Origin of the sequence: Lyngbya sp. CCAP 1446/10 (assembly GCF_026130175.1) — a bacterium.
In the GTDB taxonomy this organism is placed as follows: Bacteria; Cyanobacteriota; Cyanobacteriia; order Cyanobacteriales; family Microcoleaceae; genus Microcoleus.
This window is the reverse complement of record NZ_JAIGNI010000033.1, coordinates 1-17,388: the sequence shown is the minus strand read 5'-3', so window position 1 is coordinate 17,388 and position 17,388 is coordinate 1. Positions and strand designations below refer to the sequence as shown.

8 protein-coding genes and 1 tRNA gene are annotated in these 17,388 nt (G+C 45.8%); 1 reads left to right on the top strand and 8 read right to left on the bottom strand.

Annotated features, from left to right (window positions below):
• Positions 1 to 58: 58 nt before the first annotated feature.
• The 8 genes from K4039_RS15300 to K4039_RS15265 form a co-directional block, all read right to left on the bottom strand.
• The gene (locus K4039_RS15300; RefSeq protein WP_265236216.1) at positions 59 to 1,483 is read right to left on the bottom strand and encodes a response regulator; all 1,425 of its coding nucleotides are present in this window, start codon (positions 1,481 to 1,483) and stop codon (positions 59 to 61) included.
• Positions 1,484 to 1,490: 7 nt separating this feature from the next.
• Positions 1,491 to 5,435: a PAS domain S-box protein gene (locus tag K4039_RS15295; RefSeq protein WP_265236214.1), complete on the bottom strand. Its 3,945-nt coding sequence runs from the start codon at positions 5,433 to 5,435 to the stop codon at positions 1,491 to 1,493.
• Between the two features lie 348 nt (positions 5,436 to 5,783).
• A complete protein-coding gene (locus K4039_RS15290) occupies positions 5,784 to 8,543 on the bottom strand; it encodes a family 10 glycosylhydrolase (RefSeq protein ID WP_265236212.1) in 2,760 nt (919 codons plus the stop codon).
• Positions 8,544 to 8,947: 404 nt separating this feature from the next.
• The gene (locus tag K4039_RS15285; protein ID WP_265236210.1) at positions 8,948 to 11,689 is read right to left on the bottom strand and encodes an RNA helicase; all 2,742 of its coding nucleotides are present in this window, start codon (positions 11,687 to 11,689) and stop codon (positions 8,948 to 8,950) included.
• 654 nt (positions 11,690 to 12,343) lie between these two features.
• A complete protein-coding gene (gene gcvT / locus K4039_RS15280) occupies positions 12,344 to 13,495 on the bottom strand; it encodes a glycine cleavage system aminomethyltransferase GcvT (RefSeq protein ID WP_265236208.1) in 1,152 nt (383 codons plus the stop codon).
• 256 nt (positions 13,496 to 13,751) lie between these two features.
• Positions 13,752 to 13,824: transfer RNA gene (locus K4039_RS15275), tRNA-Ala, on the bottom strand.
• 147 nt (positions 13,825 to 13,971) lie between these two features.
• A complete protein-coding gene (locus K4039_RS15270) occupies positions 13,972 to 14,175 on the bottom strand; it encodes a hypothetical protein (protein WP_265236206.1) in 204 nt (67 codons plus the stop codon).
• Between the two features lie 181 nt (positions 14,176 to 14,356).
• Positions 14,357 to 14,491 carry a hypothetical protein gene (locus K4039_RS15265; protein WP_265236204.1) on the bottom strand — a complete coding sequence of 45 codons (135 nt, stop codon included), beginning with the start codon at positions 14,489 to 14,491 and terminating at the stop codon, positions 14,357 to 14,359.
• Positions 14,492 to 14,553: 62 nt separating this feature from the next.
• On the opposite strand from K4039_RS15265, the gene K4039_RS15260 reads away from it, so the two are divergent.
• Entirely contained in the window at positions 14,554 to 17,280 is a 2,727-nt protein-coding gene (locus K4039_RS15260; RefSeq protein WP_265236202.1) for a BREX-1 system adenine-specific DNA-methyltransferase PglX, read from the top strand.
• Positions 17,281 to 17,388 lie beyond the last annotated feature (108 nt).

The following is a 17,388-nucleotide window of genomic DNA, read 5'->3' as shown; positions in this document are numbered from 1 at the left end:
TGTCAGCGAGACAGCCCCTGGCGCTACCGGGAATCAGCCCCCTGCGGGTAAGTTTTGTTTAATAGATTGGCAGCGAGACGGTAAAAGTTGTCTGCCCCGGTACCGATTCTACAGCAATTGTACCTTCATGTTTGTCAACAATTTTTCTCACAATATCCAATCCCAAACCGCTACCTTCGCCCGCAGATTTAGTCGTAAAAAATGGCTGAAAAATCTTAGGAATAATTTCTGGGGGAATACCTTTGCCGTTATCAGTAAATTTGAGCAAAATATTTGCCTCTTGCAGCAGAGTTTCAATCGTCAAAATACCTTTATAATCCATTGCTTGCAGGGCATTGTGAACAAGATTCGTCCAAACTTGATTTAAGTCATCGGGATAGCACATAATTTTCGGTAAATTTCCATAATTTTTAACGACTTCTATACCGTGTTTCAGTTGATTTTGATAAAGGGTTAACACCATTTCAATGCCATCGTGCAAGTTCGCCTGGACTTTTTCTTGCTTGCTATCGAAATGAGCGTAGCTTTTTAAGGCAAATACTACTTTTCCCGACTTAGCTGTCGCTCTTTGGATTAGGCTAATACTTTTCTTAAAGCTCACAAACTGGTAAGCTGTATTGAAAACTACTTCCCAATCCGGCAATTTAAAAAGTGGCAACAACTGTTCTATGTTATCGTAGATTTCCATGTCAACTAAAGTATCCGCAATTTCTTCAGCATTTTTAACAGATGCTGCCCTCAAATCCCCAGTCAACTGCTGCTTAAATTTTCGCTTCTCTCTGCTAGTAAATAAAATTTTTTGATTGGTAGATCTGTAAAGTAACGCTAAAAAGTGAGCTTGACTTTCTTCGGAAAGTTGTTGAAAAAAATGAGGCATTTTTCCTAAATTATCGTCCCAGAAAGTAGCTATATTATCAATAGAGGAGCCGATAATGCCCAGGGGGGTATTTATTTCGTGGGCAATGCCGGCAATCAGTTGTCCCAGTGCCGCCATTTTTTCCGATTGAATCAAATGCTCTTGGGTGGCTTGCAGTTGGTAGATGGCAGTTGCTAAATCTTGATTTTTTTCTTGCAAATTTTGTTGCAGCGAACAAATTTTTAAATGAGTTTCGATCCGGGCTAAAACTTCTTCAACCTGAAACGGTTTGGTAATAAAGTCCACTCCCCCAACTCCAAAAGCTTTAACTTTATCCATCACGTCGTTAATCGCACTGATGAAAATCACCGGAATGTCTTTGGTTACTTCAGAATCTTTGAGCCGCTGACAAACTTCATAGCCATCCATCTCCGGCATCATAATATCCAGCAGCACTAGATCCGGGGGCATTTTTTGAGCGGCAGACAGTGCTAGCTTACCGTTAGGAACTGGGCGAACTTGATAGCCTTTTTCGCTCAAAATTCCTGCCAGCAGCCGCAGGTTTTGTGGTGTGTCGTCTACTACTAAAATATTAGCTCGATTGGTGTTGGAGGAACTTGAATTCATCGGGTATTTAATGATGATCGCTGAGCTCGATTATGTTCAAAATTTTGTCGTATTCAAAATTATTAATGCAATCTTGAAGTGTGGCAGCCAGAGATGGGTTGACGGTGCTGATTTGTGCGATCGAACTGGCGATCGCCTCCATATCCACACTCAAAATATTTTGCTTGAATTCAACCATCCAGTCTGGAGAAAGAGAGGCGATCGCCTCCGGTGTCAGCACATCCTGACTGGACTCCCCTACACCCGCCACACTGACTGCTGTTGGATCTTCATAAATATAACGTACTCCCAAATGTTTGCCCATTGCCGCAAAAATATCCTCCTCTCGGAACGGTTTCCGCATAAAATCATCGCAACCCGTCGAAAGAATCACCGCCCGTTCTTCCTCCAAAACACTAGCAGTCAGAGCTACAATCGCCGTTGCTTGCCCGCCAGTTGTAGTTTTAATCTGTTTCGTTGCCTCGTACCCGTCCATCACAGGCATTCTCATGTCCATCCAAATCAGATGCGGTTCCCAATCCATAAAAATATCCACCGCTTCTTGACCGTTATTCGCTTCTTTCAACTCAAATCCCAGCGGACTGAGAAGTTTGACCAACAGTTGGCGGTTCAGGGGTTTGTCGTCCACAATTAGCAAGCGGTAACTCGGCTGATTCGGTTCGAGGGCAATAACTCGACGTAGAGCTTTTTTGATTTCAATATCAGCAGCTTCAACCAGGTGAACTTGGATGTCAAACTGAAATAGTGCACCCTTGCCAACCTCGCTGCTAACCGTAATTTCACCTCCCATCAATTGCACGAACTGTCTGCTGATCGCTAAACCTAAACCTGTGCCTTCCTGAGAATCTTTACCTGTTTTTGTCTGTACAAATGCTTCAAATAACTGATGAATTTCCTCAGCAGCAATGCCTGCACCAGTATCTTGAACTTCAAAATGGAGCGAGTAGCGGCCGGGCAATTCATCAGGGCTGTTTTTGTGCAAATTCCGCTTTCTTCCTTTAACTTGCACCGAAACTCCCCCTTCTGAAGTAAACTTAATTGCATTATTAAGCAAATTAATTAAAACTTGACGTAATTTCACTTCATCGGTGCAAATGTAATGGGGAACTTCCGCGTCCCGATCGAAGATTAATTGTAAGTTTTTTTCCTCAGCTTTGAGAGCAAACATATCTTCTAAATCGTCGAATAATCGGTAAAAATCGAAGCTTTTTTCATTGATAGTAGTGCGTCCCGCTTCGATTTTGGACAAGTCTAAAACTTGGTTGATTAAAGCCAGCAAATGTTCGCCACTCCGCAGGATAATTCCGACATCTTCTTGATTTTCGGGAGACAGATTTTTACTGCGGATCATGACTTGAGCAAAGCCGATGACTGCGTTCAGGGGCGATCGCAATTCGTGACTCATATTGGCGAGAAAGGTACTTTTAGCTTTGTTGGCTGCTTCGGCAGCTTCTTTCGCCTGCTGCATTTTCATTTCCGCTTGTTTGCTATCAGTAATGTCTTTAATAAAACCTTCGTAGTAAAGTAAATTTTCTGCGGCATCGCAGACAGCGCGACAATTTTCCGAAATCCAGATGATGCTGCCATCTTTGCGGTAGATTTCCGCTTCAAAGTTTGACAATATCCCGTACTCGTCGATCAGCACTGTAAATTCGCGGCGGCGGTTGGGATTTACGTAAAGCTGGTTATTGAAATTCGGCTGCGCTGCGATCAATTCTGCGGGCGATTCATAACCGTAGAGTTCAGCTAAAGCGGGGTTAGCGCTGATGTATTTCCCGTCAGCAGCAGTTTGAAAAATGCCGTTTAAAGCATTTTCATAGATGTTGCGGTACTTTTCTTCTGCTTCGCGGAGGGCTGCTTCTGCTTTTTGGCGATCGGTAATATCGCTAGAAATCGACAGAAAACAAGCTTCTCCGTCAATATCAATGGTTTCAATCGACAGCAGCGCCGTTCTTTCTGCACCACTTTTATTGCGAAACCTCAGCTCGTAATTGTGAATTGCCGTCTTGTTTTTCAACATTTGAATCATGCGATCGCGCTCTGCTAAAGTCGCCCAAAAATTCAGATCTACCGCTGTTTTTCCAATAATTTCTTCGTGACTGTAGCCCATCATTCGGCAAAAGCTGTCATTAACTTCAAGGTGGCTGCCGTCACTGATTCTCGTGATTGTAATTGCATTGGGACTGGAACGAAAAGCTTTAGAAAACTTTTCTTTTGCCTTAGCAAGATCGCCCGTGCGTTCTGCAACTTGCACTGCTAAATTTTGGTTGTATTCAGTTAACAGTTTATGCGCCTGTTTGCGTTCAGTAATATCTTGAAAAGCGCACATCCCGTAGACAATGTTGCCTCGATCGTCGTAAATAGGAGTGCCCCAAATTTGCAGGGGAACAGTTTTGTCAGTCAAGGAGATTTCAATGTCATCAACAGTTACACTTTTGCCCTGCAAAGCATTTAAAATTGGGTCACGCTCCGCTGGGTAAATTTCTTGAGTTCCAGCTAAATAAACTTTGTAAGCTTGGCGCAAATTTTCGGCATCTGCTGCTATAATTCCTTTACCTAAAAGTTGCTCTCCTGTAGGATTAATGTAGTGAGGTTGACCGTTTGGCTCGGTAATAAAAATGCCTAGCGGTACTGCATTGAGAAATTGTTTGACTCGGTTTTCGCTTTCCGATATCGAAGTAAATGAATGCTGCAATTGCTCTGCCATGCTGTTAAAAGCAGTGGCAAGTTCTCCGAGTTCATCTTCGCGATTCAGAGTGAGGTTTGTATCCCATTCATTCTTTGCCAAAGCTTTGGCCGCTGCATTCAATCTTAAAATCGGCCGCACCACCCATTTAGCAGTAAGAATTCCCAGAATTGTCGCCACAATCAAAGCTGCAACCGACAGCAAAAAAGTCGTGCGGGTATTGGCGTTAATTTGCTCCATAAAGTCGGACTCTGGCACAACTACGACAATCAGCCAATCCAACCCCCGATCGTCTTGAAAAGGAGTTACCTCCATAAAATTGCGCTTCCCGTCAATATCAAAAGGAAGCTGTTGAGAATTTTTGATTTTAGCTAAGCTTTGGTAGGTTTTTTCTAAATGCTGTGCGGTTTGGCGAATTACGGGATTCTCGCTTGCTGAAGCTTTGATGCGTTTTGCTTCTTTACCTTCCACTGCGAATTCTTGGCCCGCTGTTGAAGTGGCAATTAACATTCCCGATCGCTCCATCACAAAAGTTTGCCCAGATTTACCAATTTTGAGGCTGACGAGAAACTCTTTGATTTTGGAAAACAGCAAATCGCTGCCAGCTACTCCTAACAGCTTGCCAGCGTCGTTGTAGATAGGCATAGCAGCAGTAATTGCCAGTTCCCTAGTCAAAAAATCTGTATAAATTGGAGTCCAAACAGGTTTTTTGGCGGCGGCTGCTGCTATGTACCAAGGGCGAATTCGCGGGTCGTAAATGTTGGGCGAAGTTTCCATTAATTGAACGCGGTTTCCCTGAGAGTCACCAGTATATCGAGCTAATTTGTTGCCAGTCGATTTGTCAGCCGCAGATATCATAATCTGATCTTTAGTGCGGATTGCTCCAGAGTGGTCTCCATTTTCTTGGGCTATGTAAATGATGCTGATTGTATCAAAATATTGAATTTGTTCGAGAAAATGAAGTTCTAATCTTTGTTTATCTTCTAGGTTTAATTGCCCCAATTTTACGCCTTGAACGTTGAGGTGATTGACAATGTGGGGAATTGACATATAGTTTTCCATGCGGTCTTTGATGCGATCGCTAATTTCTCCCCGCAACTGAGCGGCAACATCGTTGACCGCGCGCTGACCGTTTTGGAACGACAGCCAACCTACAATTCCTACGGTGCCGACAATTTGCACTAAAAAAGGAAGCACGAGCACAGTTTGTAATGGAGCTTTGCCGATAATTTTGGTAGCAAAGCGATTGAGCGGTTTAGGAAACATATTCATCCTAAGAGTAATTGGTAATTGGTAATTAGTAATTGCTGAAGAGAAATAAAAAATAGTTATCGGTGTATCCGTGATTTTCGCACCGTGAATATATGGTAATAGTAGAAGGTATGGATTTAAATAACTATAACGTATTTCTGCTGACAGTTTTTCCGTAACTATTAATACAGATAATTGATGCGATCGCTCTGTTGGTCACTGCTGCACGATGCTGTTTTCTCTTTTGCTGTTTGGTTTTTGGCGCAGCGCCTAGGGTTGGCAGCAGCGCTGCCAACCACGTATGTGTAGCACGTGTTTGTTGAAAGACTAGAAGGAACCGCCCGATCGCACAAAAAGCTGATTTTACCTGCGATTTAACTCCACCCTTTCGCCGTAACGCAATAGCATATCCAAACTCTCCAAACGATTTTGCCAAGTTTGCACCTGATAGCTATTGTCGGCAGAATGCAAGCGCATGGAAGATTGAAATTGAGATTGAAAACTCGCCAACAATCTTTTAGCAGTTGCTAAACTTTCGGTAGAAGGATTGGCTGCCAATTTGCTGAAAGCTTGCGCCAATTCGTCCGATCGACTTTTGAGCACTTTCAGTTCAGATTCCGACACCCGCAACTGATTGTTAGCCAACAAAAAACTCCATTCCTGCTTGAGAGTAGTATACCGCGAAGCCGCTGCTGCAAAGGGCTGGCGGTAAGGAATTGGTTCGGAAGCAGAAGCGGAACGCACGGGGCGCCCTTGAGTGCGGTTAAAAAAGCCCTGCATCCCGCTGTTGATACTTTCCACCGCAAAAATAGCATAGCCCCCAGTCGGCAAATCGCGCAAAGCTTGAATTTGGTCGATCGCCACAACTTCCGGGAGTGTCAACAACTTAACCGACGGAGAAATCAAAGCCGAACCGAGCATTTGTTCCTTTGCTAGCGGTTCAGTTATGCGCTGAAGTCGGTTCGTATCCAAAGCATAAGTCATCGGCACAATCAAATCTACAATGCCTTGACGGGCCCAAACTTCCCAATTTTGTTGAATTTTGTAAATCCGCTGACTTTCTGGGTGCGGAAACACCGCCACCGACAGAATTGTGCGGGGAGAATTCGACCCCAAAAGCCGATAAACTTCAGCGACAAAAGTATTAATTTGATTAGTTTTAAATTCAACCCACTGCCGCCACAAACTGCCGTCTTTGGGAGAAATATTCACCGGATCTACACCAGTCAACTGCTTAAATTGCTGTCTCGCGGCAACACCGTAACCGTAGGTAAAACCCGCATTGTCATTTTGAAAAGGATAGCGAATATAGTCTAATTGGACTCCATCTACTTTGTAGCGGGTAGAAATTTCGCTAATAATTTGGAGTAAATAACTGCGCGCTTCCGGGTTTGCCGGATCGATATAAAATTTACCGTCATTAGGATTTTGGATGCGTCCTTTATTGTCAATATTTGCCCAAGTTGGATGAGCTGAAAGCACTGGCCCAGGATAAGAATTAGGTTGACCAATTAAAGCATTGTGGCGCTTATTTCCGGTGGCAAAAATCCAAACCCAAGCATGCAATTCGATGCCTCGCTCATGGGCTAATTTAACCGCAGATTCCAGGGGGTCCCAGCCCACTGTCAGGGGGTTTTGTTGGGGTGCAACTTGACTGGGATAAATCGGATATCCGGCATTCAAAGTTTCAAAGAAAACGGTATTGATCCCGGCGGCGGCAAGCCGATCGAACACAGCGGCCAAACCCTGTTCCGATCGCGCTGCGACGATCGTACCGCGATCGAGCCAAACCGCGCGAATTTCCGCCCCAAGGCGCTGTCCTTCCTGGGGATAATTTTGCCACAGCAACTGGCGCGCTTGCACCCACTGCTGCCTAGCCTCAGCGTATTTTTGCTCTTGTAGGAGTTGGTCAAAATTTTGCAAAACCTGCCGGGCTTGGGCGACCGCCCGCGTCCTTGTGCCTTGCAAAGGCAGCGGGCGACTCGCAGACGGCCCTACACTGTTGGTTGACGCCACCAGTTGAGGGGGGGTAGCAGCATTGAGATTGATGGGGGTATTGGCTGAATTAGCTGCTGTCAGGGCGCTTTCAAACCGGCCGAGGAGGTTGGTGAGTTCTTGGCGCATCAAGTACGCTTCAATGCTGACGATCGGCTGATTGGAATTTGCCTGCACATCCAAACCCGCCGGCGCCGACTGATCCGAAGGGTCTGTAAAAGTTGCAGGTACTGGATCGGGAAGGGGGGGAGAAGGAGAAAGTCGGCTCAGCGGGGTATTTCGTGGCGAACTAGGCGTATTTCTCGTAAGTCGGTCGGGGGGATTTGGTAGCGGGGGTGTGGCTGCTATAGGCGCAGCAGGGGAGCCGACAGTTCCGCCCCAGCGGGCGATCGAGGCCCGCAGCCAAGCCGAGTCTATATTTGGGGAACCGTCGCTACCCCAGCGCCAGCCGAGATAGGTAGCGCGATCGGTGGCGATCGCAGCGGAGGAACCGGAACTATCTTTCCAAGTAGCGACAGTTTGACTGTTCGCGTCGGCAGGAATCAAGACACCGCCTTGGACTGAGGCATTTTGTTGTTCCGGTGGCACCCAATTGCTAGAAGCGGTGCAAGCCAGATCCCGGCAGCGGGTGCGGGGTTGCACCGCCCCCCGCTGAGTCAAGGGAAAAGCCCAATAGGCCCCAAGGAGCGATCGTAAAGATTGACGCACCAAAGCCGGGGAACTGCGGCCGACTGGCCCCGAAGCAATCAAGCGGCCGCCCTGTTTTGTCCAAGCTTCTAAAACTTTTATTTGCGCTGGAGTCAAAGTTTCAATATTGGCCAAAAACAGCACGTTAAAGCCTGCTAAATCTGCCAAATTTTTGATGTCTTCGAGATTGATTGGTTTGTAAGCAATGCCGCTTTCCCAGAGGCGCGTGGTAATCTTTACCCAATCGGGGGAATTCTCGGAACTGCGAACAACGCCGAGAACTACTTCCGCGAAACTGGGAGAGGGAAATAGGATGGAGAGATTGAGTAATGTACTCGCTAGAGTTCCAATTAAGACTCTTTTCCAGAAGGTGAAAAAGCGATTTTTTTGAGACTGAGAGCAGGCTTCAGGCATTTGACCATGCTCTTTGATTTGTTGCATTGACACGACAATTACCCACCACACCGCTTATTCAGTTGACAGTTGACAGTTGACAGTTGACAGCTTGCCTCTACGTGGAAGTCCGAGGATTGAAGCAATGAATAGTTATTGTAGGGCGATGCACACCGCACCGGTTGATTCAGTTGGTAATTTTTTTTACTAATATCATTTTTACAAAATTTTGCGACAAAAGAAGTGTTTGGTTTGTTTACACTGGCTTTGTAAGCAGAGGTGCGTCGCTGTTAGATTGTCGATTTTAGTTAGGGATTTATCCCAGGCGACGCACCCTACAATAACTTAGTCAACCGGCGCACATTGCGCACCCTACAAATTGAATTGGTGCGCATTGTGCATACAAGATGTTCGACGATCGCAAATCCCATCCCCAACTCACAACTCAAAAATTATTGAGTAGCAGCTTCATTCACTGGGAATCGATCGATCAACTGCATCGCCCGACAAGCATTCCTCCGCAAAGAATCAGAGACGTGAGGGACATGAGGAATCTGAGATAAGAAATCCAAAGTCCGGCGCAAAATCCGCACCACATCCCCTTCATCCAAACTTGTATGACTAATCAGTTCCAGCCATTCAACGCCCAGAGCCCACTGTTCCACCAAAGTTACTATATCCCGTTCCAGCCAAATCGGGATTGCAGCTTCGTGGCGGTACTGTACTTGAAACAATCGGCGGCGCAGGCCTTTTTGCAGATTGTCCAAAGGTGCCAAAACTTCCGCAGACAGCGAGTAATGAGTCCAACTGTCAGGCCTGGAAACTTCTGTAACTAAGGCCGCGCAAGCAGCAGCGAGGTGGTGGGGGTCGAGTTCGTCAAACTCGGCAGACATTAGGGACAAACCCAGCCACAGTTCATTATCACCGCGAATGGCGGCGCAGGCTTGACCCAAGATTGTGGGCACCAACCTCTCGGAGGCATCATCTCGGTTGACATTTGCCGAAACTACTCTTTCCAAGCAGCCGAAATTCAGCAAGATGTCAATTAAATTGAGAAATTGCTCCCAGTAGCGAGCTCGCTGTTTTTCTAAGTCTTGTTCGGCTTTGCGAATTTCTTTTTTCAATTCTTCCCGGCGGCGCTGGCGCTTGAGCAAAGTACCGGGATTGCCCCATTCTAGAACTGGGTGAATTTCTAGTTGATCTTCTACGGCGGCGATTTTCTGCTGTTGCTCGATCGCCTCTGGGCTCGGTTCCGGTATCGGCAATTCTGGGATAGATTGAGCAATGGAGATAGTGTCTTCATTTCCCAAGCGGCACTGGCCGAGTCTCAGGGTCAATTCCGGCGGCGGGATCAAGGTATCTGCAACGCTCAAACGGGGTAATTCGGCGTGGAGGGTGGCGACATCGCTAATGGCGACGATATACCAGCGGTTATCTTTGCCCAAGCATACCAAGTTTGGTGCTTGCCCAGAACCTGCGATTTTGGCAACCAGTACGGCGGGCACGGGAGTTGTGTGCGATCGTTTAGCTGTGGGAACGTGCTTACCTTTGAGACTCAGAACCGTTCCTAGCACTGCAAAAGCCACAGCTACGGACATCTCCTTAATTCGAGCTTCTTCTGCTTGGTGCAATAAAGTTTTCAGCAAACGTTTGTCTTCTTTGAGCCTTCCCTGCAATTTTTCGTAATGGGCGAGTTGTTTTTCCAGGGTGGAGACATTACCTCCGGCCGCCAGAGACTCTTCCAGCACAGCCAATTCAGCTTGTACCCGGTCTAATTCCGATTGCTGTGGCTGCAAATACAAGGTAGACAGATATTGACCAAAACTCCGTTCTACCAACTCTTGAGCTTCATCAATAGTGTGAGTTTGCAGCAAATTCAGCACCATGCCGTAGCTGGGCGTAAACTGACTGGCGAGGGGGTCGGCTTTGGCTGTTGCCAAATAGGAGGCTTCTTTTGCGCCTTCAAAGCGCGTCTGAACTGCGACTACGTGCCCCAGCTCGTCCATGCCCCTGCGACCAGCCCGACCGGCCATTTGCAGGAATTCTGAAGCGTTTAGCAGTCGGTGTCCCTTGTCGGTGCGCTTGGACAGGGTGGAAATGACTGTGGTGCGGGCGGGCATATTGATCCCGGCTGCGAGGGTTTCGGTGGCAAATACAACCTTAATCAAACCTCTGCCAAAGAGTTCTTCTACTAAACCTTTCCAAGCGGGTAAAATGCCTGCGTGGTGGGCTGCGATGCCTTTTAAAAGTGCTTCTTTTTGACCGAAGCGTTCTGCTTCTGGGTTTCGCTGTAAAAAATCGTCGATGATGCGTTTGAGTTCGGCTGTTTCGGCTTCGTTAACCAGGGAGAAATTGCCTACTTCTGCTACTGCTTGGTCGCACCCGCGACGGCTGAAGATGAAGTAGATTGCTGGTAGCATATCTCGATCGTCCAACCGGGACAAAACATCGGTCAAACTGGGAGTAGGAATGCTACCTCTTTCTGCTTTTTGCTGCTTCTTTTTGGGGACTAACCGCGGATTAGCTCTTTTGCCGGTTTCGTCTAGCAGCGGGAATATGCCTTTTTGATTGGCGAAGTGGAATTGCAGCGGTACTGGCCGAAAGTCTGAGTAGACAAGCTCTGTGGGCCCGTGAACTTTGTTAATCCAGTCTGTGAGTTGCCCACTATTGGCAACGGTTGCTGAGAGGGCGAGCAGTTGAATTTCGCTGGAACAATAGATGATCGATTCTTCCCAGACGGTACCACGCTGGCGATCGTTCATGTAGTGACACTCATCGAGCACCACGGTTTCGACTCCGGTGAGCGAAGCACCAACAGCGCCGATCGGTGTACCGTAGAGCATATTCCGAAATATTTCGGTAGTCATCACCAAAATCGGCGCATCTCGATTGAAGGAGATGTCACCCGTCAGCAAACCTACCATCTCGTCTCCAAATTGATGGCGGAAGTCGCGCAGCTTTTGGTTAGAGAGGGCTTTCAGGGGAGTGGTGTAGAAGACGCGCCGCCCCCTGGATAGTGCTTGATGGATGGCGTATTCGCCGATCAAAGTTTTCCCGGAGCCTGTGGGAGCACACACCACAACGGATTTACCTGCATCGAGGGCGGCGATCGCCTCTCTCTGAAAGTTATCTAGCTCGAATGGAAATATAGTCTTCAGATCCAGCGCTGGGCGGTTCTGGGCAAATTCTGGCACAAGGGTTATTATGAGGTTTCAGGGTAAGTATGCTTAAATCTTGCCGAAAGCAAGGCAGCAGAGGACTGTACTGATTTTAGACCTTTGTTAGCCGATCGGCACTCGCAGGAAGAAGAGACGAGGAATGGGAGAATTTTTCTTTTGCCTTCAATCGTTCCTTACCTCAGCTTTCAGCGGTCAAGTTCTGACTACAAACTTACAGCACTTTTCAGGTATCTAGCTACGCGAAAACCCGGTTGCTGTAAGGGCGTGTCCTCTGCCCGCCCTGATTCCCGGCTTCTGCCGTGTAGTCGATCGACCTGGAATCTGCTATCTTATCGCAAAAATTCTAATTTTTTGAAATGCTATTTCATTCAGTTGACAGTTGACAGTTGACAGTTGACAGTTGATAGCGACCTCTACCTGAAAGGAAGAGGATTGGAGTAAAGAATAGTCTGATTTTAATTTCTCCCTAGAAGGGTTCCGGCTTTAAACCAATTGGCGTTGCTTAATCAGGGTATGAAATAAATAATTTTAAAATCCAGAAACTTTGTAGACGCTGGTTTTTATGAATTGCATATTTAGCCTTTCATACCGTAAATCAGCAACGCCGAAGTTTGTAGTGAGAACTTTAGATCCGGGAAAAGGACTGAATTCCGAATGCTCGAACCTGATTTAATTTGGTCGATTTTGCGATCGATAAAATGGCTTTTTCACCACTGTAGCCGGGTAACTTTTCCCGCGAATCTCGACTTCTAACTGCTGACCGATTTTAGCTAATTTTGCCGGAACAACCGCGAGGCCTACCGCCCGATTCAAAGTAGGCGATAATGTACCGCTAGTAACTTCTCCTACAATTTCGCATTCAAAGATTACCGGATAGCCGTGGCGCGCAATGTGCCGCCCCTGCATTTCTAACCCTACCAACCGTTTTGATACTCCCGTAGCTTTCTGCTGTTCCAAAACCTCGCGCCCAATAAAGTCACCTTTGCTATCGAGGTGAACTACCCAACCCAATCCCGCCTCTAAAGGCGTGGTATTGTCGTCAATATCTTGACCATAAAGTGCCATTGCTGCTTCTAAACGCAAGGTATCTCTCGCACCCAAACCGCAGGGAACAACACCAGCATCTAGCAATTTTTGCCAGACTTTTTTCCCAGTTTCTATATCCACCATTATTTCAAATCCATCTTCGCCGGTGTAACCTGTTCTGGCGATAAAACTCGGCTGTCCCAACAGCTTGGTTTCTAAGTGTCCGAAAGCTTTGATTGGTGCGAGATTGTCTTCCACGAAAGGCTGGAGATATTTAACAGCTTCTGGCCCTTGAATTGCGATCAAAACTTGGTCTTCGGAGATGTCTGTGAAAATAAGTTCGTTCAAGTCTAAGTGGGCGAGAATCCAGGCTTTGTCTGTAATGCGAGTGGCGGCGTTGACAATGATTACTGCACGTTCTTCACCACTGGTGGCATCGGGTTCTTGGCAGTAGAAAATAATGTCGTCTAAGATGCAGCCTTTGTCATTTAGTAAGACTGTATATTGAGCTTGTCCTGGTTGCAAGCGGCTCAAATCTGAGGGTACTAAGGGTTGAAATTTTTCTATTACTTGTTTTCCTCTCAAGCAGAACTTTCCCATGTGGGAAATATCGAACATTCCTGCTTGCTGACGTACTGCTTGGTGTTCGCTGCTGATGCCTGCGTACTGTACTGCCATCTCCCACCCGGAAAAGGGCACTATCCGACCTTTGAGCTCTAATGATAGTTCGTACAGAGGCGATCGCGCAAGCTGACTCGGATTCTCTGGATTGTTGGGTTCAGTTGACTTTGCCACAGGTAGCGCTTTGTTTTTTTGCGGGTAGACTTGTTTTGATTTTAGGGGAAAATTGGTTTTTGTGGTGTGCGATCGAATTTCAGGTAATGCCCAAAGAAGACCGGGCGGTTGAAACCGCGTCTATACAAACGAAACCCGAGCTGAGAGGGGTTGAAGAATGGGCGGTGAAAATTGCGTTATTCTCTTTACACCGCGGAGGCGGACTTGGTTTTTGTAGACGCGGTTTCAACCGTACGTCTTATCTAATCTTGATTTATGGAGAATAGCGGGCTCGAACCGCTGACCCCTACAATGCCATTGTAGTGCTCTACCAACTGAGCTAATTCCCCTTTCTTTTCGCGCTCTCAATCATGCCTTAACTGACCGATGTTTGTCAAGCCTTTTTAAGAAAATAGTTTCGAGCCTTGGACTCGCAAGGCTTTTGGCTTTTTTTTTGCATTCCTCGCTTTTTGACAATTGTCGATCGCTACTTTGATTTAGTAAGTGTGCTGGGATATTTCGGTTAAATGGCTCAAACAAGACCCCATGAGGAAGTAGACGACTACCAGGGCCGCTGCTGAGGCAGCAACTAGGGTGCCGGCTAGCATTAGTGAAAATTCCCGTTGCGCGATCGCCTCTTGCATTAGATGCAAAGACCAGGCAACTAGGGCTACGTCAATTATTAAAATAGAAATCAGCATAAGTTACGATTTGTAACAGCTTGACCATTGTAACAAAACTTTGAGATTCGTGCAGATTAGCTTATACGTATTTAATTATTGCTGTAAAACCCGGAGGGAGCAGCGGAAAGCCATCAAGAAAAAATTATAGGTTTTCTTGATAATTACAATATGCTAAGTAAATGAGAGCTAGCTCAGCTTGTTAGGGCGGTTGTGCGATCGCGGGTGCGATCGCCTTTTTTGAAGGTAGGTGCGTTAGGGAAGCCCGCGCCTGCGGGAGGCTGATCAACGAAGAGCGATCGCCCGTTTTGAGTATAACTGGATGGGAGAATGGCAAAATCTCAGCCGTTGTTGCACTTAGATGCGGTAAAATTAACTTGATTAATCTGCTTTTAAAAGATGACCAATCGCTCTACTCGCGCCCTTTTTCACAGCAAAACACTCAACACAGCTTTGCGTGCTTTTAGTTTTCCGCAAGATATGGAAGTGCGCCGCCAAAAATTGGGAACGTGGATTGCTGCACTTAAAACGGGTACGTTAGACGAAATTAAAGAAGTTTCGCTGCACGGCAGTTTTATTAATGATATTTTTCAGGATGTGTTGGGATATTGCTCGGTAATTCAAGGTGCGGGGAAAGCTTGGGAAATTAACGCGGAACAAACGATATCTGATGGCGGCGGTTCTGCTGACGGGGCGATCGGCTTTTTTACTGCTGCTAGCAATCCTAAAGGCAAAGCGGTGTCCCTGCAAGGTAAAGTGATTGCTCCGATCGAACTCAAGGGAGCGAAAAATGATTTAGACCGTCCCGCATCCGGGCGATCGGAATCAGCAGTTGACCAAGGATGGCGCTACGCTAATTATACACCAGATTGTCGCTGGATTATCGTCTCGAATTATCGAGAATTGCGACTTTATCATACCAATAAAACTCCCGCTTATTACGAACAATTTTTTCTGACTGACTTGGCGGATCTTGAAGCTTTTAAGCGGTTTTACTTTCTGCTTTGCAGGCGCAATTTTCTGCCTCCCACAAATCAAGCTCAAACAGTTTCTGCGATCGACAGACTGTTAAAAGACTCTGACGAAGCTCAAGAGGAAATTACCAATAAATTATATCAAGAATACAAAGCAATTCGACTCGATCTAGTCAAGCATTTTCGTTTTACCGGGCCGCAGGACATTCCCAATCGCGATCGCCTACTGATCGAAAAAGCTCAAAAAACTTTAGACCGCGTTTTATTCATTGCTTTTTGTGAAGATAAAGGATTGCTGCCACCAAAAACCATCAGCAACGCTCACGATAACAAAGACCAATATAATCCTAGATTAATTTGGGAAAATTATCAATCAGTCTTTCGCTGGGTTGACGTGGGAAATGATGACCCTCCCGTACCGGGATACAACGGCGGTTTATTTAAATTCGATCCGATTTTAGACGCACAATTGACTGTTCCCAATCTTCTATGCAGTAGGCTTAATAAGCTGACCAGATTTGATTTTGATACCGAAGTTTCTGTCGATATTTTGGGACATATCTTCGAGCAATCTGTGACAGATTTGGAAGAGTTAAATGCTGAAACTGCCGGACAGGAATACAATCAGAAAAAAGGCAAACGAAAAACTCAAGGTGTGTTCTACACGCCTGCTTTTATTACTCAGTATATTGTCGAGGTTTCTCTCGGCGGCTATTTGCAGCGGCGAGAGCAAGAATTGCGCGATTTCTTCCAGATGGGCGAAGTTGCTGAAGTGTCCGTTAAGCCACCAAAGAAAACAGCAATTAAGTTTTGGAAAGCCTATCGAGACGAGGTGCTGCAAAAAACGCGAGTCATCGATCCAGCCTGCGGTTCGGGAGCTTTTTTGATTGCGGCTTTTGATTATTTGATGCAGCAGTATGAAAGAGTCGATCGCGAATTGAATGCTTTGGGGTATAAACCAAAAAACGGCAACTCGCTGGAATTTGACAGAAGCATTTTAAGCAACAACCTGTACGGCGTAGATTTGCTGCCGGAATCGGCGGAAATTACCAAACTTTCTCTGTGGTTGAAGACGGCCGAACCTGGTAAAACCCTGACGTATTTGGATGATAATATTAAAGCGGGAAACTCGATTGTCGCTGACAGTAATGTAGCAGATACAGCGTTTGATTGGCAAGCTGAATTTCCGCAGATTTTTGCTGATGGCGGTTTTGATGTTGTCCTTGGCAATCCGCCTTACGTGCGCCAAAAGTTGTTTTCCTCGCTTAAGCCTTACCTACAAGCTAATTACGAGTCTTATCATGGAATGGCGGATATGTATACTTATTTCTATGAGAAAGGATTTAAACTTCTTAAGCCAGGGGGGATTCTTTCTTATATTGTAACTAATAAATGGCTGAGATCAGGTTATGGCGAACCGCTTCGCAAGTTTTTTGCTTATCATGCCGTGTTTGAGCAGATTATTGATTTTGGACACGCTCCAATTTTTGAAGATGCTGATACTTTTCCTTGTATTGTAGCAGTACGAAAACCTGAGCCATTTTCCTCTATATCTGAAACAAAGAAGGAGATTGAGGAGAAAAAACCACAACCTAATTTGCCTGTGATTATTTGTCCGGTTCCCCGTGAGGAACTTGCTAATATCAATCTCACCCAATACGTGAAACAAAACGGTTACGACATTCCTTGGTCGCGCTTTAATGGTGAGGCATGGAGTTTAGAAATACCAAAGGTTGATGAGTTGATGCAAAAAATTCAGCAAGCAGGCATTGCACTCAAAGAGTTGGCTGAAATCAAGCCTTATTGGGGAATATTAACTGGATTAAATGAAGCATTTTTAATTGATGAAGCCACCAAAAATAGTTTGATTCAATCCGACCCAAAATCTGCTGAAGTTATCAAACCATATCTCAGAGGTCAAGATATAAAACGTTGGCACTCCCAATGGCAAAACCTCTGGATGATTTTTGCTCGCCGAGGAATTGAAATTGATAATTATCCAGCTATTAAATTTTATTTAAATCAGTATCGAAAACAATTAGAACCCCGTCCCAAAGAATGGAATGACACTAGAGATGGTGATTGGGGAGGACGCAAAGCTGGTAATTATAAGTGGTATGAAATTCAAGATACTAGACCTCTTGCAAAATAATTTTATGATATAATGGAAAGTTTTGCTTTACTGGATTGAATCCAAAGTCTTAACTTATTTTTACTCTTGCCTTGCTAGAAACAGGATAAAATACTAGAAACTTATATT